This is a genomic window from Vibrio gallicus (assembly GCF_024346875.1).
In the GTDB taxonomy this organism is placed as follows: domain Bacteria; phylum Pseudomonadota; class Gammaproteobacteria; order Enterobacterales; family Vibrionaceae; genus Vibrio; species Vibrio gallicus.
Window position 1 is genome coordinate 14,097 of sequence record NZ_AP024871.1, and the last position, 23,344, is coordinate 37,440.

Annotated in this window: 15 protein-coding genes, 4 tRNA genes and 3 rRNA genes; 13 read left to right on the forward strand and 9 right to left on the reverse strand. The window is 44.9% G+C overall.

Annotated elements, in window-relative coordinates:
• Positions 1–92: 92 nt before the first annotated feature.
• The gene (gene tusA / locus OCU28_RS00055; RefSeq protein ID WP_261816359.1) at positions 93–341 is read right to left on the reverse strand and encodes a sulfurtransferase TusA; all 249 of its coding nucleotides are present in this window, start codon (positions 339–341) and stop codon (positions 93–95) included.
• 262 nt (positions 342–603) lie between these two features.
• Here tusA and OCU28_RS00060 point away from each other — a divergent pair, with 262 nt between their 5' ends.
• On the forward strand, positions 604–1,545 hold the full coding sequence (locus OCU28_RS00060) for a LysR family transcriptional regulator (RefSeq protein ID WP_261816360.1): 942 nt from the start codon (positions 604–606) through the stop codon (positions 1,543–1,545).
• A gap of 42 nt (positions 1,546–1,587) precedes the next feature.
• Here the strand turns inward: OCU28_RS00060 and acuI are convergent, their stop codons facing one another.
• The 3 genes from acuI to fadB all read right to left on the reverse strand — a co-directional run bounded on the left by acuI (position 1,588) and on the right by fadB (position 6,138).
• Complete coding sequence (gene acuI / locus OCU28_RS00065) at positions 1,588–2,571, reverse strand: acrylyl-CoA reductase (NADPH) (protein WP_261816361.1); 984 nt, start codon at positions 2,569–2,571, stop codon at positions 1,588–1,590.
• 212 nt (positions 2,572–2,783) lie between these two features.
• Positions 2,784–3,947, reverse strand: a complete 1,164-nt coding sequence (gene fadA, locus OCU28_RS00070) for an acetyl-CoA C-acyltransferase FadA (protein WP_261816362.1) — start codon at positions 3,945–3,947, stop codon at positions 2,784–2,786.
• Positions 3,948–3,966: 19 nt separating this feature from the next.
• Entirely contained in the window at positions 3,967–6,138 is a 2,172-nt protein-coding gene (fadB, locus tag OCU28_RS00075) for a fatty acid oxidation complex subunit alpha FadB (RefSeq protein ID WP_261816363.1), read from the reverse strand.
• A 193-nt stretch (positions 6,139–6,331) separates the two neighbouring features.
• On the opposite strand from fadB, the gene OCU28_RS00080 reads away from it, so the two are divergent.
• The 11 genes from OCU28_RS00080 to OCU28_RS00130 all read left to right on the forward strand — a co-directional run bounded on the left by OCU28_RS00080 (position 6,332) and on the right by OCU28_RS00130 (position 15,899).
• A complete protein-coding gene (locus OCU28_RS00080; protein ID WP_261816364.1) occupies positions 6,332–6,949 on the forward strand; it encodes a YigZ family protein in 618 nt (205 codons plus the stop codon).
• A 6-nt stretch (positions 6,950–6,955) separates the two neighbouring features.
• Positions 6,956–8,413, forward strand: coding sequence for a TrkH family potassium uptake protein (locus tag OCU28_RS00085; RefSeq protein ID WP_261816365.1), 1,458 nt, complete (start codon positions 6,956–6,958; stop codon positions 8,411–8,413).
• Between the two features lie 22 nt (positions 8,414–8,435).
• The gene (gene hemG / locus OCU28_RS00090) at positions 8,436–8,966 is read left to right on the forward strand and encodes a menaquinone-dependent protoporphyrinogen IX dehydrogenase (RefSeq protein WP_261816366.1); all 531 of its coding nucleotides are present in this window, start codon (positions 8,436–8,438) and stop codon (positions 8,964–8,966) included.
• Positions 8,967–9,472: 506 nt separating this feature from the next.
• A 16S ribosomal RNA gene (locus OCU28_RS00095) occupies positions 9,473–11,020 on the forward strand.
• A 106-nt stretch (positions 11,021–11,126) separates the two neighbouring features.
• A tRNA-Ile gene (locus OCU28_RS00100) sits at positions 11,127–11,204 on the forward strand.
• 88 nt (positions 11,205–11,292) lie between these two features.
• Positions 11,293–11,368, forward strand: a tRNA-Ala gene (locus OCU28_RS00105).
• A gap of 339 nt (positions 11,369–11,707) precedes the next feature.
• Positions 11,708–14,608, forward strand: a 23S ribosomal RNA gene (locus OCU28_RS00110).
• Between the two features lie 135 nt (positions 14,609–14,743).
• Positions 14,744–14,859: ribosomal RNA gene (rrf, locus tag OCU28_RS00115) — 5S ribosomal RNA — on the forward strand.
• Together the 16S, 23S and 5S rRNA genes with 4 tRNA genes alongside form the textbook arrangement of a ribosomal RNA operon.
• Positions 14,860–14,949: 90 nt before the next feature.
• A tRNA-Asp gene (locus OCU28_RS00120) sits at positions 14,950–15,026 on the forward strand.
• 77 nt (positions 15,027–15,103) lie between these two features.
• Positions 15,104–15,180, forward strand: a tRNA-Trp gene (locus tag OCU28_RS00125).
• Positions 15,181–15,377: 197 nt separating this feature from the next.
• On the forward strand, positions 15,378–15,899 hold the full coding sequence (locus tag OCU28_RS00130; protein ID WP_261816367.1) for a hypothetical protein: 522 nt from the start codon (positions 15,378–15,380) through the stop codon (positions 15,897–15,899).
• Between the two features lie 277 nt (positions 15,900–16,176).
• Here OCU28_RS00130 and OCU28_RS00135 read toward each other — a convergent pair whose 3' ends face one another.
• Genes OCU28_RS00135 through hemC form a run of 4 tightly spaced genes read right to left on the reverse strand, consistent with a single transcriptional unit; the run spans position 16,177 to position 20,163 of the window.
• On the reverse strand, positions 16,177–17,355 hold the full coding sequence (locus OCU28_RS00135) for a heme biosynthesis protein HemY (protein ID WP_261816368.1): 1,179 nt from the start codon (positions 17,353–17,355) through the stop codon (positions 16,177–16,179).
• The gene (locus OCU28_RS00140; protein WP_261816369.1) at positions 17,355–18,491 is read right to left on the reverse strand and encodes a uroporphyrinogen-III C-methyltransferase; all 1,137 of its coding nucleotides are present in this window, start codon (positions 18,489–18,491) and stop codon (positions 17,355–17,357) included. Before OCU28_RS00140 ends, OCU28_RS00135 begins: the two co-directional genes overlap by 1 nt.
• Position 18,492: 1 nt before the next feature.
• Positions 18,493–19,224: a uroporphyrinogen-III synthase gene (locus OCU28_RS00145; RefSeq protein WP_261816370.1), complete on the reverse strand. Its 732-nt coding sequence runs from the start codon at positions 19,222–19,224 to the stop codon at positions 18,493–18,495.
• Between the two features lie 3 nt (positions 19,225–19,227).
• A complete protein-coding gene (hemC, locus tag OCU28_RS00150; protein ID WP_261816371.1) occupies positions 19,228–20,163 on the reverse strand; it encodes a hydroxymethylbilane synthase in 936 nt (311 codons plus the stop codon).
• A gap of 331 nt (positions 20,164–20,494) precedes the next feature.
• Here hemC and OCU28_RS00155 point away from each other — a divergent pair, with 331 nt between their 5' ends.
• The gene (locus OCU28_RS00155) at positions 20,495–23,020 is read left to right on the forward strand and encodes a class I adenylate cyclase (RefSeq protein ID WP_261816372.1); all 2,526 of its coding nucleotides are present in this window, start codon (positions 20,495–20,497) and stop codon (positions 23,018–23,020) included.
• Here the strand turns inward: OCU28_RS00155 and cyaY are convergent.
• On the reverse strand, positions 23,017–23,331 hold the full coding sequence (cyaY, locus tag OCU28_RS00160; protein ID WP_261816373.1) for an iron donor protein CyaY: 315 nt from the start codon (positions 23,329–23,331) through the stop codon (positions 23,017–23,019). The two genes, OCU28_RS00155 and cyaY, sit on opposite strands and share 4 nt — an antisense overlap.
• Positions 23,332–23,344: the final 13 nt, after the last annotated feature.

Sequence of the window (23,344 nt, forward strand, 5' to 3'; positions counted from 1 at the left end):
GAGCATTTGTTATTGTTTATGACCAAAAAGGTAACTGCTGCGCAATTTACAATACTTGCAGTTGAGCACAGCGTTTTATTAGACAGGGAAGGCTATACAAGCCCTTTTTTTATCAGGTATTCAAATGGGGCTGCGTCGGTTTTTTCTGCAATCAGCTGGTGGTCCATAAAGCGACAAAAGCTCGGGATATCCCTTACTGTAGACGGGTCATCTGCTTTTACTAACAGAATCTGACCATCTTGCATTTTTCGGATAACCTTGCGTACCATCATTACTGGCTCTGGGCAGCGCAGACCTTCGGCTTCCAATACTTGATGGGCATCTTCAGGGTTGAACGACATAATTATTCCTCTAGAGACAACAACAGAATCTTACTGATGTGTAAAATATATTCAATACCTACTTGGCAAACACGATAAATACGCTTATTTTTAAATTACCCTTACGTCAACAGCTGTGTGGCGAAAGAGTTAGGTAATAGCTTCTAATAAATCCCCATTGTCTTGGGTTTCCCCGCATTTGTGCGGGATTTTTTTTGTTTTTTACTCCCCGCTAATTTAAATTGCAAGCTTATCATCCAATTAATTATTTTTGAGTCAGTCCATGGAACTAGAAGAAATTTACCGAAGAGATCTCAACTTATTAATAGCTCTGAAAATTTTAGTAGAAGAAGGTAGTGTTAGCCGCGCCGCTCAACGACTTAACCTGAGCCAGTCAGCTATGAGTCGTGTTCTTGGTAGGCTACGTGAGTTATTGGATGACCCTTTATTCACTCGCAATGGACAGGCTCTAATTGCGACCGAGAAAGCACTGGCGATTAATGAGCAGATTCAGCTGCCTTTAGAGGCATTTCGAGACCTATTAACGCCAAGTAGCTTTGATCCGACCACCTGCGAGCAAAGCTTTGTTATTGCAGCCTCTGATTATGCAATGCAAACAATTTTACCCTTTGTATTACCACAAATTTATACGCAAGCTCCCAATATATCATTACAGTTTTTACCACTGCAGCACGACAATCTATTCCAACAGTTAACGATGGAACGTGTAGATATGGCAATTTGTCGGCCTGCAATTGCAGTCGAACCTTTACGCAGAGAGGGGCTGGGAAATGTGGGTATTGCGTGCTTGGTTTCTAAAAAACACCCTTTAGCTGAGAGTGAATTGACGCTATCAGATTTCTTGAGTTTGCCTCATGCGATGATTGCTATCAGTGATGGGGTTAAAGCGCTTATCGATCAGAGTTTGCAGGCTTATGGTGGCCTGAACCTTAAGCTTCGTACTTATCACTTAGAGGCAGCCCTAGCTATTATTGACCACGCTCCGTTAGTGTTTACTGTCCCTGCAGATTTAGCTTATTTGATGGCTGAGCGACATGATTTAGTTGTTAAGCCTCTGCCGTTTGAGTTTACTCCGTTTGAGTACTCTTTGGTTTGGCATTCAAGATGTGACTCTGCACCAGCACAGAAGTGGTTACGCAGTGTTATCAAGCAAGAGTGTATTGGTTTAATCGAAAAACGGGTAACGGATGTAGGATTAAGCTAGTGATAGATACTAGCCTAACCCTAAATATAGAAGGCGACTGGATTAGCTTACTTTAACCACTGTACGACCAGTAATTGCTCCGTTGGTAATATCTTCTGCAGCTTGGATAACATCATCTAATGCAATGATATTGGTCGCTTGCTCGAAGTATGAGTCTGGGAGTAGTTGCACTAAGCTTTCCCAAGCTTGGATACGTTTCTCTCGAGGGCACATAACTGAGTCAACACCTTGAAGGCGAACGTTACGTAGTATAAACGGCATAACTGTAGTTGGAAGGTCGAAACCGCCGGCAAGGCCACACGCAGCGACTACGCCATTATAATTGGTTTGAGCTAGAACCTTAGCCAGCATTTTGCTACCTACAGTATCTACCGCAGCAGCCCAAACTTGGCGCTCAAGTGGTTTAGCTGGCTCTTCTAGTTCGGTACGTTCTACGATGCGTGATGCGCCAAGTTGCTGCAGAAGCTCACCATTGGCTGATGCACGACCAGTAACCGCTGCTACTTTATAGCCTAGTTGAGCAAGTAGAGTTACCGCTACACTGCCAACGCCACCACTTGCACCAGTAACTAATACTTCACCGTCATCGGGTTTAACACCACCATCGACAATGGCCTGAACACATAACATTGCAGTAAAGCCTGCTGTACCAATGCTCATTGCTTTGGTTGGGGTCATTCCTTTCACGAGAGGAACCAACCAGTCACCCTTTAAGCGTGCTTTTTCTGCCATGCCACCCCAATGGTTTTCACCAACACCCCAACCAGTTAATACCACTTGGTCACCAGCGTGATAGCGCTCATCATCAGATTGAGTCACAGTACCAACCAGATCAATACCTGGAACCATAGGGAAATCGCGAACGATGCGGCCCTTACCGGTAATAGCAAGACCGTCTTTAAAGTTGAGAGAAGAGTAGTCTACCGCGACTTCTACGTTACCTTCTGGTAACTGGGACTCATCTACTTGTTGGATGCTAGCAAGAGTTTTTCTGTCTTCTTGATTTAGTACGAGTGCTTTGAACATGAGTGCTCCATTGAATGGTCTGATTGCTTGATGGTAAGTCTAGAGAAGAATAATCAAGAAAAAAAATGAATTGTTAGCAAGCATAGTATGCATTCTATGCATACACGAGAATTGAAGCGCTGAAAAATGAGGGTCTATCAACCTTCTGTTGAAAGATATCTAGAAAGGAGAATAGACCCTTAATCGCTATTTAAGAGATGTTATTAGGCAGTTTAAGGTCGCTCTAAAATAGTCGCGATACCTTGACCCAACCCAATACACATTGTCGCGAGCCCATACTTGGCTTGTTTGTGTTCCATTAAATTAACCAACGTAGTTGTGATGCGAGCACCAGAGCAACCTAACGGGTGGCCTAAAGCGATAGCCCCTCCATTTAGGTTGACCTTGGTATCCATATGTTCAAGTAACCCAAGGTCTTTGGCTACCGGAAGTGCTTGTGCGGCAAACGCTTCATTGAGTTCAACTATGTCCATGTCATCCATGGTTAATTTTGCTCGTTGCAGGGCTTTTTTAGTTGCAGGAACGGGACCGTACCCCATGGTTGCTGGGTCACAACCTGCTACCGCCATAGACTTAACTTTCGCTCTAATCGTTAAGCCGAGTTGGTTAGCTTTATCTTCGCTCATAACCAAGATTGCCGCGGCCCCATCGGAGAGGGCAGAAGATGTCCCAGCCGTAACTGTGCCATTTGCGGGGTCGAAGACCGGTCGCAGTTGAGAAAGGCCTGTGATATTGGTTTCAGGTCGAATAACCTCATCGCTATCTAGATTGATCAATGAACCATCCGCAGCGTGGCCTTCGGTTGGGTATATCTCTTTTTGGAATCGACCGTTGATAGTTGCTTGATGAGCACGGGTATGAGAGCGCACTGCAAACTCATCTTGTTGTTCTCTTGAGATACCATGTAATTTACCAAGCATTTCTGCTGTAAGTCCCATCATCCCAGAAGCCTTGGCGACATTTTTAGATAACCCAGAGTGGAAATCGACACCATGATTCATTGGAACGTGCCCCATATGTTCTACACCACCCACAATACAGATGTCAGCATCGCCGGTCATAATCGCACGGCTAGCATCATGTAGGGCCTGCATAGATGAGCCGCATAAACGGTTGACCGTAACGGCTCCAATATTAACAGGTAGGCCAGCTAATAGGGATGCATTGCGAGCAATATTAAAGCCTTGCTCTAGAGTCTGTTGTACACATCCCCAATAGATATCTTCAATTTCTTTTGGATCAACCTCAGGGTTGCGCTCAAGTAAACCTTGCATCAAATGAGCTGATAGCTCTTCTGCTCTGACATGACGGAAAGCGCCACCTTTAGAGCGTCCCATTGGGGTTCGGATGCAATCAATAATTACAACGTTTTTCATCTTAAATCTCCTTTATTGATTACACCGAAGTGACCTGTTGTTCGCTGTAAAAGGTCTGCCCAGTTTCGGCCATATCTTTCAACAATTGAGGTACTTGATACAAGGCACCAAGGTGTTGATACTGCTCACATGACTGGATGTAGTTATTTATTCCTAAGCTATCAAGGTAGCGACATACTCCTCCTCTAAAGGGAGGGAAGCCAAGTCCGTAGACTAGAGCCATATCCGCCTCTTGAGCTGAGCTAATAATCTCTTGCTCAAGACAAAGTACAACTTCGTTGATCATCGGAATCATGGTTCGCTCTATGATCTCTTGCTCAGAGTATTGCTTAGGCTTGTCGTTTAGACTTGCGAGTAAGGCCGGAACTTGCTCATCAACTATCTTCTTCGGTTTGCCCTTTTTATCTACCTCATATTGGTAGAAACCACGGCCATTTTTTTGACCAAATCGTTTGTGCTCGAACATCAGGTCAATTGCGTCAGGCCCTGTTTTTGCCATTCTATTGGGGAAGCCGTGTGCCATGACTTGCTGGGCGTGATGTGCTGTATCTAAGCCGACGACATCAAGTAGGTATGCCGGTCCCATCGGCCAACCAAATTTCTTTTCCATGACTTTATCAATTTGAACAAAGTCAGCACCGTCATTAATGAGTTGGCTAAAGCCATGAAAATAAGGAAATAAAACACGGTTAACAAAAAATCCAGGACAGTCATTAACCACAATTGGTGATTTGCCCATTTTAGCGGCGTAAGCTACGACTCTATTTATTGTGTCTTCAGAGGTGTGCTTGCCTCTGATTATCTCAACTAAAGGCATACGGTGTACTGGATTAAAGAAGTGCATACCACAGAAATTTTGCGGGCGCTGTAGCGCCGAAGCCAAATTGTTGATTGGGATTGTGGAAGTGTTGGAAGCTATTATTGTTTGCTCGCCAACGTGCTGTTCCACCTCGGCCAGTACAGCAGATTTCACCTTTGGGTTTTCAACAACGGCTTCGACAATCACATCACTATTCTCGATACCGGCATAGTGTAGGCTTGGTGTTATGGAAGAAAGCACCTGAGTTAACTTGTCTTGCTTGATTCGGCCTCGTGCTTGGAGTTTATTCAGAAGCTTTGCTGCTTCCGCTATTCCTAAATCAAGGGAAGGCTGAGCAATGTCTTTCATCATTACAGGTACGCCTTTAGATGCCGATTGATAGGCTATCCCACCACCCATGATTCCGGCACCAAGAACGGCACTTCGAGTTGTACCTTGTGAGGCTTTTTTAGCGGATTGCTTGGCTTGTGACTTTATATATTGGTCATTCAAAAATAGCCCCACCAGAGAGGTAGCGGCTTCGGTTTGAGTCAGCTTTATAAAATTATCTCTTTCAATATTGAGAGCTTGATCGCGAGAAAAGCGTGATGCTGCCTCTATTGTTTTTACTGCCATCATTGGAGCGGGGTAGTGCGGACCAGCTTTTTGAGCTACCAAGCCCTTGGCTGTCGTAAAGCTCATCAAGGCTTCAAGCTTACTTAGAGTTAAAGGTGAGGTTTTCTCAGTACGGCGCTGCTTCCAGTTTAATTTACCTGAGTCTGCATCCAGAATGAGGTTTATCGCGGATTGATACAGAGCTTCAGTTTCGACAATCGCATCAATGAGCCCAATCTTGAGCAGGTGAGGGGCTTTGTTTGAGCTACCCGCGGTAATGATCTCTAAAGCTGAGTCAGCACCAATTACGCGTGGCAATCTTACTGTGCCACCAAACCCAGGCATGATACCAAGCTTAGTCTCAGGTAGACCTATATGAGCTGTCTTATCGGCAATCCTAAAATCGGTAGAGAGTATTGCCTCGCAACCGCCACCCAATGCATGCCCTTTGATAACTGATACAGTTGGAACGGGAAGGTCTTCAATACGATTAAAAATGGAGTTAGCAAACTGTAACCATTGGTCTAGTTCTGCTTTTGGCTTAGCAAATAAGCCGAGAAATTCAGTAATATCAGCACCGACAATAAAGGTGTCCTTATCACTAGTTAGGATGACTCCTTTTAGGTTCGGCACCGATTGCAATGCAATACTGGCTCTATCGAGTGCCTCTAGTGTAACAAGGTCGAGCTTGTTCACTGATTGTGGAGAACAAAAACATACTTCCGCTATATTGTGTTCAAGTAGCGTGACTTTTAGAGTCTCTGCTTGATAAATCATCCCTTTTCTCCCTGAATTGAATGGCCTTAGTAGCCAAGGGTGTGTGGTTAGACCAGTTCAGTGTGGCTATTTGCGATGAACATTTCAACACAAAAACGCAACAAATATTCAACAATTTGATGTGAGGGTAACTATTAATAGAAGTGTATGTGCGTGGTAGACTTCCCAGATTGCAGCTAAATTTAAGAATCCAATGAATGCCAAGCCTTATCTAATTCCATCACAGCAAACTGTTTTTGAAGAAGAAATAAAAAAAAGCACCTTTATTACTTACTTGGCTCACACTCCGTCTATTGAGGAGGCTAAGGCATTTGTTGATGGCATTAAGGCGAAACATCGCGACGCTCGCCATAACTGCTGGGCATTTGTAGCGGGTAGGTCTGAAGATTCGATGAAATGGGGTTTTAGTGATGATGGTGAGCCATCTGGAACCGCCGGTAAGCCGATATTAGCTCAATTGACAGGATCTGGGATTGGTGAAATCACCGCAGTAGTAACTCGATATTATGGTGGAATTCGTCTTGGTACTGGAGGATTGGTTAAAGCCTATGGTGGTGGAGTGCAACAAGCACTCAAATTATTATCCACAGTTGAAAAGAAGATCACAGTTCAACTGCTTGTTGAGATCGATTACTCACTGATTTCTCTTACACAGTCTATAATGTCGCTCTACTCTGCGACTGAAGTATCTGCTACCTATGGCATAGATGCGAAATTAGTGGTAGAGATTGAATTATTGAATGAGAAAGAATTCATTCAGACTATGGTCAATAAAACTGGCGCAAGGGCGTTAGTTTCAAGGATAAGCTAAACCTCAATGCAGTTTCGCTCTATTATTCGAATTGTCGGCTTGCTACTTGCGCTATTTAGCGTCTCTATGCTTGCTCCTGCCGGAATTGCTCTTATATACCGTGATGGTGCGGGCGTGCCGTTTGTCATTACCTTTATTATTTTATTGATTTGCGGTTTTATATGCTGGTTTCCTAATCGCCATCAAAAGCGAGATCTTAAAGCTAGAGATGGCTTTCTAATTGTAGTTTTGTTTTGGACCGTACTAGGTAGTGCGGGGGCTTTGCCCTTCTTAGTTGTTGATCGAACGGATGTTTCGGTTGCCGATGCCTTTTTTGAATCTTTTTCAGCCCTCACCACAACGGGAGCTACGGTTATCGTAGGTCTTGATGAATTGCCAAAGGCGATTCTTTTTTATCGTCAATTTTTGCAATGGTTCGGTGGCATGGGGATTATTGTACTGGCTGTCGCTATTCTTCCCGTATTGGGGATTGGTGGAATGCAGTTGTATCGAGCGGAGATACCTGGTCCAGTAAAAGACAGTAAGATGACTCCTCGCATTGCTGAAACCGCAAAAGCGTTATGGTATATCTATCTTAGTTTAACTATGGCGTGTGCCTTTGCTTTTTGGATGGCGGGGATGAGCTTTTTTGATGCTATCTGTCATAGTTTTTCGACAATTGCGATTGGTGGGTTCTCTACTCATGACGCTAGCATGGCTTATTTTGATAGCTATGCTGTGAATATGATTACTGTTGTATTTTTGCTTATCTCTGCATGTAACTATTCACTGCACTTTGCCGCTTTTGCTTCTGGTGGGGTACACCCAAAATACTATATACGTGATCCAGAGTTTCGAGCTTTTATTACCATTCAGTTCGCTCTATTTTTAGTGTGTTTTTTAGTGCTTCTTAACCATCATAGTTATGGCTCCTATTATGAAGTCTTTGATCAAGCTCTGTTCCAAAGTGTTTCTATTTCTACTACCGCAGGGTTTACGACTACCGGTTTTGCTGAATGGCCTCTATTTTTGCCTGTCCTATTACTATTTTCTTCTTTCATCGGAGGGTGTGCAGGCTCTACCGGTGGAGGTATGAAGGTTATTCGAATTTTACTATTAACCTTGCAGGGGCTGCGTGAGCTCAAGCGCCTTGTTCACCCGAGGGCAATCTTTACCATTAAGGTTGGAAACAAGGCTCTATCTTCAAATGTCATTGATGCGGTGTGGGGTTTTTTCTCTGCGTATGCGTTAGTGTTTATTATTTGCATGCTTGCTCTTATAGGAACAGGTATGGATGAATTAACCGCCTTCTCAGCTGTTGCGTCGACCCTGAATAATTTAGGCCCTGGTTTGGGAGACATATCACTTCATTATGGTGATATCAGTGAATCGGCTAAATGGGTGCTAGTTATCTCTATGCTATTTGGTCGCTTAGAGGTGTTCACTTTACTTATTCTATTTACTCCAGCGTTTTGGAGAAGTTAAACATTTTTAAAAAGGAACAACAGTGAAAAGAGCCGTATTACTTTATTCGAGTCGTGAAGGGCAAACTAAAAAAATACTCGCCCATATTGAGCAGGAACTTGAAGGCTATCAATGTGACACCTTAGACTTGCATCAAGTGGATGGACTCGATTTATCCAAATATCAAAAGGTAGTAATAGGTGCATCTATTCGTTACGGGAAGCTTAATAAAGCGCTATATACTTTTATCGACCAGCACCTGGATGAACTGCGTGCATCAAAAACCTTTTTCTTTTGTGTGAACCTAACTGCTCGAAAAGAGGACCAAGGTAAAGATACGCCAGAAGGAAGTGCTTATATAAAGACCTTTTTAAGTAAGTCGCCTTGGCAGCCAGAGGTTATCGGAGTATTTGCCGGCGCTCTGCTTTACCCACGTTACAATTTGTTTGACCGTTTTATGATTCGCCTAATTATGTCTATGACTGGTGGCGAAACAGACACTACGAAAGAGGTTGAATATACCAACTGGGAAAAAGTCTCTTTATTTGCTCAAAAAATAGCGAAATCTAGCTAAAAGTAGTCATTAATAAGACGTTCTGTTTGGATTTTGTTCAAACAGACGATAATCATTAAAAACCTTCAAAAAGCACTTGCCAGATCAGATGAAATCTCTATAATGCCGCCTCACTGACACGGTAGAGCGCACAACGCTTCAACGTGATTCAGTAGGCTAACTAGCCGAGTCATTTGAGTTTAGGTTCTCTTCGAAAATAAATTCAAAAAAGTGTTTGACACTGAGGCTCAAAACGCTAGAATGGCCGTCCACTTGAGAGGTAAGCCTCGAAAGTAACGCTCTTTAACAATTTAAACCAATCAATCTGTGTGGGCACTCGTTGATGATAATCGAAAAGATTTATCAATGAACTGAGTGACCAAAACGATGACTTTTAGTCATTGGCACAGTCAATTCATTATCGTTCTGTTGGAACGATAATAGCTTTAAAATTACTTCTTACTTTCGAGTAAGGAACAGTTTTGAAGTCAGTATTCATTGAGCCGCATCTTAGATGCACAAAACTTTAATTGAAGAGTTTGATCATGGCTCAGATTGAACGCTGGCGGCAGGCCTAACACATGCAAGTCGAGCGGAAACGACAACATTGACCCTTCGGGTGATTTATTGGGCGTCGAGCGGCGGACGGGTGAGTAATGCCTGGGTATATGCCTTGATGTGGGGGATAACTATTGGAAACGATAGCTAATACCGCATAATGCCTACGGGCCAAAGAGGGGGATCTTCGGACCTCTCGCGTCAAGATTAGCCCAGGTGGGATTAGCTAGTTGGTGAGGTAATGGCTCACCAAGGCGACGATCCCTAGCTGGTCTGAGAGGATGATCAGCCACACTGGAACTGAGACACGGTCCAGACTCCTACGGGAGGCAGCAGTGGGGAATATTGCACAATGGGCGCAAGCCTGATGCAGCCATGCCGCGTGTATGAAGAAGGCCTTCGGGTTGTAAAGTACTTTCAGTCGTGAGGAAGGCGTTGTAGTTAATAGCTGCATCGTTTGACGTTAGCGACAGAAGAAGCACCGGCTAACTCCGTGCCAGCAGCCGCGGTAATACGGAGGGTGCGAGCGTTAATCGGAATTACTGGGCGTAAAGCGCATGCAGGTGGTTTGTTAAGTCAGATGTGAAAGCCCGGGGCTCAACCTCGGAACCGCATTTGAAACTGGCAGGCTAGAGTACTGTAGAGGGGGGTAGAATTTCAGGTGTAGCGGTGAAATGCGTAGAGATCTGAAGGAATACCAGTGGCGAAGGCGGCCCCCTGGACAGATACTGACACTCAGATGCGAAAGCGTGGGGAGCAAACAGGATTAGATACCCTGGTAGTCCACGCCGTAAACGATGTCTACTTGGAGGTTGTGGCCTTGAGCCGTGGCTTTCGGAGCTAACGCGTTAAGTAGACCGCCTGGGGAGTACGGTCGCAAGATTAAAACTCAAATGAATTGACGGGGGCGCACAAGCGGTGGAGCATGTGGTTTAATTCGATGCAACGCGAAGAACCTTACCTACTCTTGACATCCAGAGAATTCGCTAGAGATAGCTTAGTGCCTTCGGGAACTCTGAGACAGGTGCTGCATGGCTGTCGTCAGCTCGTGTTGTGAAATGTTGGGTTAAGTCCCGCAACGAGCGCAACCCCTATCCTTGTTTGCCAGCACGTAATGGTGGGAACTCCAGGGAGACTGCCGGTGATAAACCGGAGGAAGGTGGGGACGACGTCAAGTCATCATGGCCTTACGAGTAGGGCTACACACGTGCTACAATGGCGCATACAGAGGGCGGCGAGCCAGCGATGGTGAGCGAATCCCAAAAAGTGCGTCGTAGTCCGGATTGAGTCTGCAACTCGACTCCATGAAGTCGGAATCGCTAGTAATCGTAGATCAGAATGCTACGGTGAATACGTTCCCGGGCCTTGTACACACCGCCCGTCACACCATGGGAGTGGGCTGCAAAAGAAGTAGGTAGTTTAACCTTCGGGAGAAACTTACCACTTTGTGGTTCATGACTGGGGTGAAGTCGTAACAAGGTAGCCCTAGGGGAACCTGGGGCTGGATCACCTCCTTATACGATGATTATTCACGATGAGTGTCCACACAGATATGGTTTAGAAAGTGAAGAGAGACACTTGTGTATTTTGCGAAATGACACTTGTGTTGTTTTGTGAAAAATTGGGTCTGTAGCTCAGCTGGGTTAGAGCGCTCGCCTGATAAGCGGGAGGTCGGTGGTTCAAGTCCACTCAGACCCACCAATTTTTCCTTATACTGCGTTAGATTCTTCGTTGTGTACTGATGTACACGGCCTCAAAATCTGCCTTGTCTAAGAAAAAATACCAAGATGGGGCTATAGCTCAGCTGGGAGAGCGCCTGCCTTGCACGCAGGAGGTCTGCGGTTCGATCCCGCATAGCTCCACCATCTTTAAGTACATTTGCTTTAAGTGTCTTTAAAAATGGTTTCAAAAGCTTTATTGCTTAGAAATACATGCTCTTTAACAATTTGGAAAGCTGACGATTAGTAATGTGATTTCATTACTAATCAAATTTAAAAGTTCTCAAATCCTATGTCTTTATTGATTTAGGTACCAACACACATTCAAGTGTTCTTGGGAATGCATTCTTGCCAGAGTGCATTCAAATTTGAGTCCGGCAAAATCGAATGTTATCTCGCTCATAATAAAGAGATAACGCACCTTGGAAACGTCATACTGCGTTGTAGCAAACGCATTGCGTTAAGCAAGACCCTTTGGGGTTGTATGGTTAAGTGACTAAGCGTACACGGTGGATGCCTTGGCAGTCAGAGGCGATGAAAGACGTAATAACTTGCGATAAGCCCAGATTAGGTAGTAATAACCATTTGAGTCTGGGATTTCTGAATGGGGAAACCCACGTGCATAAGCACGTATCATTAACTGAATACATAGGTTAATGAGGCAAACTCGGGGAACTGAAACATCTAAGTACCCGAAGGAAGAGAAATCAACCGAGATTCCGAAAGTAGCGGCGAGCGAAATTGGATTAGCCCTTAAGCTTTTAATGCGTCAGGTGAAGAGTCTGGAAAGTCTCGCAATATAGGGTGATAGCCCCGTAACCGACAACGCATTTTAAGTGAAAACGAGTAAGGCGGGACACACGTGATATCCTGTTTGAACATGGGGGGGAAAATCATCCTCCAAGGCTAAATACTACTGACTGACCGATAGTGAACCAGTACCGTGAGGGAAAGGCGAAAAAAAGAACCCCTGTGAGGGGAGTGAAATAGAACCTGAAACCGTGTACGTACAAGCAGTAGGAGCGCCTCGAAGCGTGACTGCGTACCTTTTGTATAATGGGTCAGCGACTTAATTTTAGTAGCAAGGTTAACCGTATAGGGGAGCCGTAGGGAAACCGAGTCTTAACTGGGCGTCGAGTTGCTAGAATTAGACCCGAAACCAGGTGATCTAGCCATGGGCAGGTTGAAGGTTGAGTAACATCAACTGGAGGAATCGAACCGACTAATGTTGAAAAATTAGCGGATGACTTGTGGCTAGGGGTGAAAGGCCAATCAAACCTGGAGATAGCTGGTTCTCCCCGAAAGCTATTTAGGTAGCGCCTCGGACGAATACCAATGGGGGTAGAGCACTGTTAAGGCTAGGGGGTCATCCCGACTTACCAACCCTTTGCAAACTCCGAATACCATTGAGTACTATCCGGGAGACACACGGCGGGTGCTAACGTCCGTCGTGGAGAGGGAAACAACCCAGACCGCCAGCTAAGGTCCCAAAGTATAGCTAAGTGGGAAACGATGTGGGAAGGCTCAGACAGCCAGGATGTTGGCTTAGAAGCAGCCATCATTTAAAGAAAGCGTAATAGCTCACTGGTCGAGTCGGCCTGCGCGGAAGATGTAACGGGGCTAAGCTATACACCGAAGCTGCGGCTGCATACTTTTGTATGCGGGGTAGGGGAGCGTTCTGTAAGCGGTTGAAGGTGGTCTGTAAGGGCTGCTGGACGTATCAGAAGTGCGAATGCTGACATGAGTAACGATAAAGGGGGTGAAAAACCCCCTCGCCGGAAGACCAAGGGTTCCTGTCCAACGTTAATCGGGGCAGGGTAAGTCGACCCCTAAGGCGAGGCCGAAAGGCGTAGTCGATGGGAAACGGGTTAATATTCCCGTACTTCTTATAATTGCGATGGGGGGGACGGAGAAGGCTAGGTGGCCTGGCGATGGTTGTCCAGGTTCAAGTATGTAGGCGGAAGGTTTAGGTAAATCCGGACTTTCTTAACGCTGAGATACGATGTCGAGCTGCTACGTGCAGTGAAGTCATTGATGCCATGCTTCCAGGAAAAGCCTCTAAGCTTCAGATTATAAGAAATCGTACCCCAAACCGACACAGGTGGTCGGGTAGAGAATACCAAGGCGCTTGAGAGAACTCGGGTGAAGGAACTAGGCAAAATGGTACCGTAACTTCGGGAGAAGGTACGCTCTTGGCGGTGAAGTCCCTTGCGGATGGAGCTACTAGGAGTCGCAGATACCAGGTGGCTGCAACTGTTTATTAAAAACACAGCACTGTGCAAAATCGTAAGATGACGTATACGGTGTGACGCCTGCCCGGTGCCGGAAGGTTAATTGATGGGGTTAGACTTCGGTCGAAGCTCTTGATCGAAGCCCCGGTAAACGGCGGCCGTAACTATAACGGTCCTAAGGTAGCGAAATTCCTTGTCGGGTAAGTTCCGACCTGCACGAATGGCGTAATGATGGCCACGCTGTCTCCACCCGAGACTCAGTGAAATTGAAATCGCTGTGAAGATGCAGTGTACCCGCGGCTAGACGGAAAGACCCCGTGAACCTTTACTACAGCTTGGCACTGAACATTGACCCTACATGTGTAGGATAGGTGGGAGGCTTTGAAGACGGTACGCTAGTATCGTTGGAGCCGTCCTTGAAATACCACCCTTGTAGTGTTGATGTTCTAACTTAGCCCCCTTATCGGGGGTGAGGACAGTGCCTGGTGGGTAGTTTGACTGGGGCGGTCTCCTCCCAAAGAGTAACGGAGGAGCACGAAGGTGGGCTAAACACGGTTGGACATCGTGTGGTTAGTGCAATGGCATAAGCCCGCTTGACTGCGAGAATGACAATTCGAGCAGGTGCGAAAGCAGGTCATAGTGATCCGGTGGTTCTGAATGGAAGGGCCATCGCTCAACGGATAAAAGGTACTCCGGGGATAACAGGCTGATACCGCCCAAGAGTTCATATCGACGGCGGTGTTTGGCACCTCGATGTCGGCTCATCACATCCTGGGGCTGAAGTCGGTCCCAAGGGTATGGCTGTTCGCCATTTAAAGTGGTACGCGAGCTGGGTTTAGAACGTCGTGAGACAGTTCGGTCCCTATCTGCCGTGGGCGTTGGAAGATTGAAGGGGGCTGCTCCTAGTACGAGAGGGGCCAAGGTGGACGAACCTCTGGTGTTCGGGTTGTCATGCCAATGGCATTGCCCGGTAGCTAAGTTCGGAATCGATAACCGCTGAAAGCATCTAAGCGGGAAGCGAGCCCTGAGATGAGTCTTCCCTGGCACTTTAAGTGTCCTGAAGGGTTGTTCGAGACTAGAACGTTGATAGGCAGGGTGTGTAAGTGCTGCGAGGCATTGAGCTAACCTGTACTAATTGCCCGTGAGGCTTAACCATACAACACCCAAGGGGTTTTGTGGACTCAAAGTAGAACTTTGAATGTGTGATAAAAACTTTTAAATATAGCTTTCCGAATTATTAATTTTTGCTTTTAGCTTTTTTTGAAAAAGCTGAAGACAAATAAGAAATTTGCTTGGCGACCATAGCGTTGTGGACCCACCTGATTCCATGCCGAACTCAGAAGTGAAACACAGTAGCGCCGATGGTAGTGTGGGGTTTCCCCATGTGAGAGTAGGACATCGCCAGGCTTTAATTGCGTTTTTAGATTGAATAATCTGGAAACAAAACTAAATAAAGCGACCAACGCTAAGACTTTATTTAGTAAAAGATACCACTGCGGAGTGGTAGTTCAGTTGGTTAGAATACCGGCCTGTCACGCCGGGGGTCGCGGGTTCGAGTCCCGTCCACTCCGCCACTTATTTAGATAACCTCGCAAAGCGAGGTTTTTCTGAATCTGAAGCCTGATAAATTATCGACTTCAATCACAGTTTTAGGGGTGTAGCTCCAATTGGCAGAGCAGCGGATTCCAAATCCGCGTGTTGGGAGTTCGAATCTCTCCACCCCTGCCATTATTAAAGGCTCTAGCAGAAATGCTGGAGCCTTTTTTAATGCGTGTAATAATGCGTGTAATATAGAGAAAGGCGACAGAGCAGCGGATTCACCTAATACCAAAACAGCGCGCGTTGGGAGTTCGAATCTCTCCACCCCTGCCATTATTAAAGGCTCTAGCAGAAATGCTGGAGCCTTTTTTAATGCGTGTAATAATGTGTGTAATATAGAGAAAGGCGACAGAGCAGCGGATTCACCTAATACCAAGACAACGCGTGTTGGGAGTTCGAATCTCTCCACCCCTGCCATTATCGAAGGCTCTAGCAGAAATGCTGGAGCCTTTTTTAATGCGCGTAATAATGCGTGTAATATAGAGAAAGGCGACAGAGCAGCGGATTCACCTAATACCAAAACAGCGCGTGCTGGGAGTTCGAATCTCTCCACCCCTGCCATTATTAAAGGCTCTAGCAGAAATGCTGGAGCCTTTTTTAATGCGCGTAATAATGCGTGTAATATAGAGAAAGGCGACAGAGCAGCGGATTCACCTAATACCAAGACAACGCGTGTTGGGAGTTCGAATCTCTCCACCCCTGCCATTATTAAAGGCTCTAGCAGAAATGCTGGAGCCTTTTTTAATGCGTGTAATAATGCGTGTAATATAGAGAAAGGCGACAGAGCAGCGGATTCACCTAATACCAAAACAGCGCGCGTTTGGGAGTTCGAATCTCTCTACCATTGAGATTATTAAAGGCTTCTTCCACAGCAACAAGCCTAGCTTAATGCTAGGACAGACCCCGGCTTAAAACACTACCGGGGCGACGGAGTCAGCCTTCAGTTTGGCTTATAGTTATGAACTAGATGTTGACACGTCAGGCATGACCCACATACTGACCGATACACCGATACACCGATACACCGATACACCGATACACCGATACACCGATACACCGATACACCGATACAAAAAAGCCGCTAACAAGTAGCGGCTTTAGCAAACATCGACTAATTGACTAAATTTACTTACTCAGTAACAACAGTGCCTTTTGTGATACCTCATTAGCGGCGTTGGTGTAATCTTGTTTGTGGAGTGCGTTGGCAAGTTGCCCGTAATCATGTGCATCGGGACGTATCTTTAACGCTGATTCAAAGTAACCCTGTGCTTCGCTCCATTTGCCTTCTGTCATTAGAATTTGGCCAATAACACTATCTAGGTCACCGTTATCTGAGTAACGCTTTTGTAGCGATTTTAAATGGCTAATCACAGGGTGCCAGTCGGTAATGTTAAGGGTTGGATAAATGTTCAGTAACTCGGCTATTGGATTTCTTTGGGTTGCCTCTTTAAGGACCGTAATTGCGGTTGCATCTGCCCCTCGATTAATTAACTCAGAGACAAAAGCGACGATAATCTGGCTTTCGCCCTTTAAGCTTTTTGGTAACTTATCCCAGTAGCGTATGCTGCCATCAATGCCTTGTTGGGTTGCCAGTTCGGCTATTCTTCCACTATGGCCCATAACAAGCAGCTTATGATATTCATCTTTCTCGACCCCTTTTACACGCTTCAAGTTAGGCAGTAAATCTAATAAAGGCTGCCAACAACCCAATTGGATATAACATGTTTTTAATAAGGTGAGTAATCTTGGGTTGTTAGGGTGACTATGTGTAAGGCTCGATAATATATCGAACGCAGATGCAAAATTACCGTCAGTCATATGTTGTTTGCCTTTAGTAAGGCCTATGGCTAACTCTGAGTCTTGTTGCTCTGCTGCAAGTTCAAAATAGTGGTCTCTTTTTTGGGTTTTTCCTTGCTCGTGTGCCGCTTCTGCGGCAACCAAATAGCATAGTAAAGGCATGTCATGGGACTTAGACCAGCGGGTTACTTTCTTCTCTGCAGTTTGCCAATCTCCTTCAATGAGCTTAACGATGCCTTCATTAGTAAACCTGCGAGCACGTCTTTGTTTACGAATGCTAAACCAGTTCCAAGTTGCGTTTGTGATCCTTACTGACCTTTTGATGACCATCTCTAGAAGAAATAGACCAACCAAGGCTGCGACAACAAATATCACTAGGGTAGTGACACTCATCTCAATGGTGTAGTCAGCTATAGAGATAAGAACATACCCTTGCTGGCCTGCAAATAGGGTTCCAGCGAAGAGCCCAAGACCAAGAACAACAAACACAAATATGATGCGTACCATTATTTGTCCTCCGTAATAATGGTGGTCACCTCTCGGCGTAAACGCTCACGAATGATGTCAGATAGAACCTGATTGGTGGCAAATTTAGTTGGATACTGTAGGTTTACTTGAACCTTAGATAGCTTTTCTAGCGACGCATTGAATTGTTTTACCGCACTATCATTTTGATTGAGGTAGGTTTGACTCCATTTCTCAGCAGTCACCAGTGCCAGTTGATAAATCTCTTCTTGCTCTGAATAGGTTGCCTTAATCGCAGTTTCTAGCTTGGCTTTGATATTCTCTTTTAAGTAGAAGTGCTGCTCTGGTGATAGCAGAGGTACGGCACTTCCATCGCGAACCCTAAATGTGATGAAGTTATCAGCAAAGTTCTGTAATGATGTTTTTAGGTTGCTTTGCCAGTCTTGAAGGTTGGTTGAAACCTCTTTTTTCTCAATTTTCTCTGCCTTAGGTAGAATCGCATTGGCTAAAGGCAGTGAGTCTACTTGATTTTGTAAGCTGATGATTCTTAGTACTAAACCATCTTTATCTAGCAGAGGTAAGCTTCTTAGAGTGGTGATATCTTTGGCCATTACTTTGCGCAGAGGCACTAGGCTTGGATCATTTAAGGTCGCAATTCTTTGGTCAGCACTTTCCATTAGCTTGGTGGCTGTAACGACATCATGCTCAAGGAATAGCTTTCGACCGGCTAGTTTAACTAAATAGTCTGCTTCAGCGAGCAACCAGTCATTTGGTCGACGTCCTTTTACATCGGCTATGGCTAGTTGAAGGCTTTCAATGCTTTTCTGTTGTTGGCTGATAGCGACTTGAGCCTTGTTGATAGCATCTTTAGCGAGTTGCTCGGTGTTTTTTTGGTTTGAATCTAGCTGTTGTGTAAGGCGTTGCTGTGTTGACCCTAACTGAGAGTTGAGCTGAGTTATCTGCTGCTTTAACAGTTGGTTCTGTTGTTGAATATAGAATACGCCACCACCGGCGGTGATTATAGAGATCACCAGAGCTACAACTGCAATACGTTTAGCTGGTTTGGTCGATTCTTTTTTATCAGTCTCTTTTGATGGCTGAGCCTGTTTTTTTTGAGTGGCAGCTACATCGGCTTGAGTGTCGTTGTTGTTACTCTCGAGTTTCTTTTCGTCGGTCATTTTATTTCCTATCGATTTCGCTCTGTAAGGCCTCAAGGATTAATTGATTAGAGGCACCCTTGAGACTTCGCACCGTGTTAAATCCCATTTGGGTTGCGAGCTGAGCAACCCTTAAGCTTGGAACGAAGAGATGTAAAGAGTGTAACCAATTTTTATCTCTACTAGGTATTTGTTGTGCAAAGAATTTTAATTGCTCATAGCTAGTTACTACCATGGTGTCGATACCAAATAGGCGCCAATTTAATATTTCTTGGTATGAAGAGAGTGGCTGCCAAGTGCGTTGGTATACCTCTAAGTAACGAACATCTGCGCCTTGCTTCTCTAATTGTTGCTTAAGGTATTCTCGACCGGAGTTTCCTCGCAATATAGTAATGGCTTTGTTTTGCAGTGTTTCGGCTGATAATAACTCTATAAGTCCTTCGCTAGTTTCAGTATTTGGACTAATAACGATCTGCTTTGTGCAATCGGTTAGTTGTTTGGAGCTGCCTGCTCCTATAGTGAAATAACGAGTGTTAGGCCAAGGGACCGTTAACAGGGTATCAGCGAATAGTATTGCTGGTTTACTGACCGCGATGATGTAGTCAGAGTTATGCAAGAAAGAAAGGTCTTCTAATGAGGGCGTTATTGGCGAAAAGGAGACACAGGGATAGCTTAAGCTTGCTATCCCTACGGTACTTAATTCGTTGTTGAGCTGATGTGCATCGGGCTCTGGCCTTACGATAAGTACCTTCATCTATTATGCCTGCTGATAAACTTCAGTAAGTATTTCCTTCGCTCCCGCATCGAGCAGCTCTGTCGCTAATTCATTACCTAGAGCTACCGCTTGGCTACGTTCACCACGAATCTCTGCTTTAATAATTTGAGTACCATCTGGTTTACCCACTAATCCGCGCAGAAACAGTTGGTTGTCTTGGGTTATGACACAGTAGCTACCAATTGGGACTTGGCATCCACCTTCAAGTGCTAGATTCATGGCGCGCTCGGCATAGACTCTATCGGCTGTATCTTGATGATTTAGTGGTGCGATGAGATCAAGAATGCGCTGATCATCTGTTCTACATTCAATACCCACAGCTCCTTGTCCTACTGCTGGTAAAGAGTATTCAGGCTCAATGAAGGATTTGATGCGTTGTTCTAGCTGTAAGCGCTTTAGTCCTGCAGCCGCCAAAATTATAGCATCGTAGTTACCATCATCTAATTTTTGTAAGCGAGTACCGACATTTCCTCGTAGCTCTCTAATTTGGATGTCAGGTCGCGCAGCACTGATCTGACATTGACGTCGCAGGCTACATGTACCCACAATAGCGCCTTGTGGGAGTTCATCTATACTGGCGTAATGATTAGACACAAATGCATCACGCGGGTCTTCTCGCTCACAGATTACAGCAAGACCCAAACCATCAGGGAAGTCCACTGGCACATCCTTCATGGAATGGACTGCAATATCGGCTCTATTTTCTAGCATTGCGACTTCAAGCTCTTTCACAAATAACCCTTTACCACCAACTTTGGCCAGAGGGGTGTCTAAGATAATATCCCCTTTAGTTACCATGGTAACGAGTTCGACTTGTAAGCCAGGATGAGATGCTTCAAGACGAGATTTTACATAATGTGCTTGCCATAGAGCCAGCGGGCTCTTGCGAGTAGCAATTCTTAAGGATTTGTTAGGCATAGGTCGCTGCGTTTTGATATATATTTGCATTGATTCTACCACTGAGACAGGCAAAAGATTAGTGAAGAAGCTAACTTGCTAGAGAAGTAAATTATTAAACGAATTAGTTTTGTTTTGATGTGTGAGGGTAGTCACGGCTCAAAGCCTAGATGCAGCATAATAGTGTGATGCTATATATGTTTTAGGTTAATCTAGACATGCCTAAGTTAGGCGTATGAAAATCTGAATATCTTTACCTTATACTTAGAAAGTGTTAGATTGCTCACGTTTTGAGGGCTTTTTGATTAAAAAAAAGTCACAAATATTATGACCCTCTAGGTAGGAGATTTACTTGCTCGCATATATTTCCAAATTAATCGCTAGACTCGACGCGCTCAATGAGCAGCGTAAACAGCGATCTTTAGAAATGATGGATGTACGAGGTAAGCAGGTATTCTCTTCTATCCCCGTTCTACTTCATTACAATCATCCCGCTGTACCTGGTTATGTTTGTGATGATGTTGCACATGGTATTTTTGATTTCGAATTAGACCCTAATCAACAAGACTGGATTACCGATCTTGCAAGGTCTTGTAGTGATCATATACCTAGCCCTGAACAACGCGATATCCTAGCCCTATATACCATGGGCAGCACCTCTTCAATTGGACAAAGCCTAACCAGTGATCTTGATATTTGGGTGTGTATCTCACCTCAAATGCCGGCTGACAAGCGCAGTGAATTAGCAAATAAGTGCTCAAAAATCACAGATTGGGCTCTACAGCAAGGTGTTGAAGCCAACTTCTTCTTGATGGATGACCAGCGCTTTAAACAAGCACTATCAGAGACAATGACTGGCGATAACTGCGGCTCCTCTCAACACATGTTATTGCTTGATGAGTTTTATCGCTCAGCAATGCGCATGGCGGGGCAACGTTTGTTGTGGAACCTAGTTCCCCCAGAGATGGAAGCGTGTTACGACGACTATATAGCTCAGCTATCTGATAGCGGTGCAATAGACATTGAGCAGTGGTTGGATTTTGGTCAGCTCAATGCCATCCCTGCGGAAGAGTATTTTGGTTCTAGCTTATGGCAGTTATTTAAGAGTATTGATTCCCCTTACAAGTCCGTTCTAAAAGCTATATTGCTTGAGGCTTATTCTTGGGAATACCCTAATACACAGCTATTGAGCATTGATACTAAGCGTCGCTTCTTTGCTGGCACTCCTGATCTGTATGGTATGGATGCTTATTGTATTATGCTGGAAAAGGTGACTCGTTACTTAGAGCGCATTGGCGATCAAAAGCGCCTTGATTTAGTGCGTCGTTGTTTCTATTTGAAGACCCGTGAAAAGCTATCTCAACAATCAAGTGTGGGATCTGTGGCTTGGCGCCGTGAGGCGATGGAAAACATGGTATCTGAGTGGGGGTGGAATCAAGACCATATCGAAGAGCTTGATACGCGCCGCAGTTGGAAGGTTGAGCGTGTTAAAGTAGTACATCACAGCCTACTTGACGCTTTAATGGTGAGCTATCGCAATCTTATTCAGTTTGCTCGCCGTAATGACATAACCTCAGTTATCAGCCCACAAGATATCTCTATATTGGCTCGCAAGCTTTATGCTGCGTTTGAGGTTTTACCGGGCAAAGTAACGTTATTAAATCAACAGATTGCCCAAGATTTACATGAACCCGACCTGAGTTTTATTCAGGTAGAAGACGGTGGGGCCAACCCTGCTGGTTGGTACATGTACAAGCAGCCATTAATTGCAGAGCGGATTATAGGCCAAGCCCCGATTGAGCATCATACATCACTAAGTAAACTGGTTGCTTGGGCGTTTTTCAATGGTGTTATTACCGAATCGACTCATCTTCACTCCGTTGTTCGTAGCGCTAATACTGATATAGATAAGCTGTATCAGATGGTCGGCGATCTTAGAAATACATTTTCTTTGCGTAAGCGTCGTCCGACGATGGAAGCACTGGCTAGCCCATGTGAAGTTAATCAACTGGCGATGTTTATTAACTTAGAAGAAGACCCAACAGAGACGCTTAGTGCCAGGCAGACCAAGAAAGAAAGCCGCAACATCAACCTTTTCTCTTGTGGTAAGGACAACAAATGCATGATCGGAAGTATCGACCTCGTATACAGAAACTCGTGGCATGAAGTGCGAACCTTACATTTTAGGGGTGAAACTAGCGTATTAAACGCACTCACCACCATTTTAGGCAAGATGCACCAAGATGCTATGCCGCCAGAGTCTGTTGACGTGTTCTGCTACAGCAAGAACTTCCGAGGTTTGATGCGTAATTCTCTTTATCAGCTACTGGCTGAATGTATTGAAATGCGTTTGAAGCCTGTCGAGAATGAAAAACGCCGCCGATTTAAAGCGATTGGTGTTGGCGAGAAAATGTATGGTTTGTTCTTTGAGCGCCGCGGTGTATCAGTACAACAATTAGAAAACTCGGTTGATTTTTATCAAAGCATTTCCACCAACAAGCTGACTGGTTCACCGCTGGATAAGCTTGATAAAGAAGCAAAATTTTCATTACCAGATGTGGTGAACGGCTTTGCCAGTGAAGGACTGATTCAGTTCTTTTTCGAAGATACAACCGATGGGTTCAACATCTATGTATTAGATGATGATAATAATGTTGAGGCATACCACAGGTATAACAATGATAAAAATCATGTGATAGCTGAGGTGAACAACTTCTATACCAATGGTCAGAATAAAGAGTCAGACGAGAAAGCTAACTTTAATCTGCCGCAGTACTATCAGATTATTCATCAGAAGGGGCAGGAAAGCTTTATCGTTCCATATCGTAGCGATAGCGAACTGCATTCAACCCCATCTGCCATAATTGGTGCAGCTTAAGCCCAGTCGATTTCTTCGTCGGATTGCTTATCGCACTCTTGTTTTACCAACTCAAACAGTTCTTTTCCCGTCTTAGAGCATAACCATTTTTCATCTTGTAATGAAAAATGGTAGCCGCCAGATTTAGACGCTAACCAGATTTCTCGCATTGGTTCTTGCTTGTTGATAATAATTTGACTGCGGTCTTCAAACTCGAGAGTCATGACATTTCCGGTTATCTCAAAATCGATATCAGCACCAGATTCTTCGATGGCTTCTTCGATGATGTTCAATTGTTCATCCGCTAATTGATGAAACTCACTATCCTTCATGTGCTGTTCCTAT

What these genes read in the sequence shown, in the direction of transcription:
- tusA (WP_261816359.1), bottom strand. Translation starts at nt 341, where the DNA reads ATGTCGTTCAACCCTGAAGATGCCCATCAAGTATTGGAAGCCGAAGGT.
- OCU28_RS00060 (WP_261816360.1), top strand. Translation starts at nt 604, where the DNA reads ATGGAACTAGAAGAAATTTACCGAAGAGATCTCAACTTATTAATAGCT.
- acuI (WP_261816361.1), bottom strand. Translation starts at nt 2,571, where the DNA reads ATGTTCAAAGCACTCGTACTAAATCAAGAAGACAGAAAAACTCTTGCT.
- fadA (WP_261816362.1), bottom strand. Translation starts at nt 3,947, where the DNA reads ATGAAAAACGTTGTAATTATTGATTGCATCCGAACCCCAATGGGACGC.
- fadB (WP_261816363.1), bottom strand. Translation starts at nt 6,138, where the DNA reads ATGATTTATCAAGCAGAGACTCTAAAAGTCACGCTACTTGAACACAAT.
- OCU28_RS00080 (WP_261816364.1), top strand. Translation starts at nt 6,332, where the DNA reads ATGAATGCCAAGCCTTATCTAATTCCATCACAGCAAACTGTTTTTGAA.
- OCU28_RS00085 (WP_261816365.1), top strand. Translation starts at nt 6,956, where the DNA reads ATGCAGTTTCGCTCTATTATTCGAATTGTCGGCTTGCTACTTGCGCTA.
- OCU28_RS00135 (WP_261816368.1), bottom strand. Translation starts at nt 17,355, where the DNA reads ATGGTACGCATCATATTTGTGTTTGTTGTTCTTGGTCTTGGGCTCTTC.
- OCU28_RS00140 (WP_261816369.1), bottom strand. Translation starts at nt 18,491, where the DNA reads ATGACCGACGAAAAGAAACTCGAGAGTAACAACAACGACACTCAAGCC.
- OCU28_RS00145 (WP_261816370.1), bottom strand. Translation starts at nt 19,224, where the DNA reads ATGAAGGTACTTATCGTAAGGCCAGAGCCCGATGCACATCAGCTCAAC.
- hemC (WP_261816371.1), bottom strand. Translation starts at nt 20,163, where the DNA reads ATGCCTAACAAATCCTTAAGAATTGCTACTCGCAAGAGCCCGCTGGCT.
- cyaY (WP_261816373.1), bottom strand. Translation starts at nt 23,331, where the DNA reads ATGAAGGATAGTGAGTTTCATCAATTAGCGGATGAACAATTGAACATC.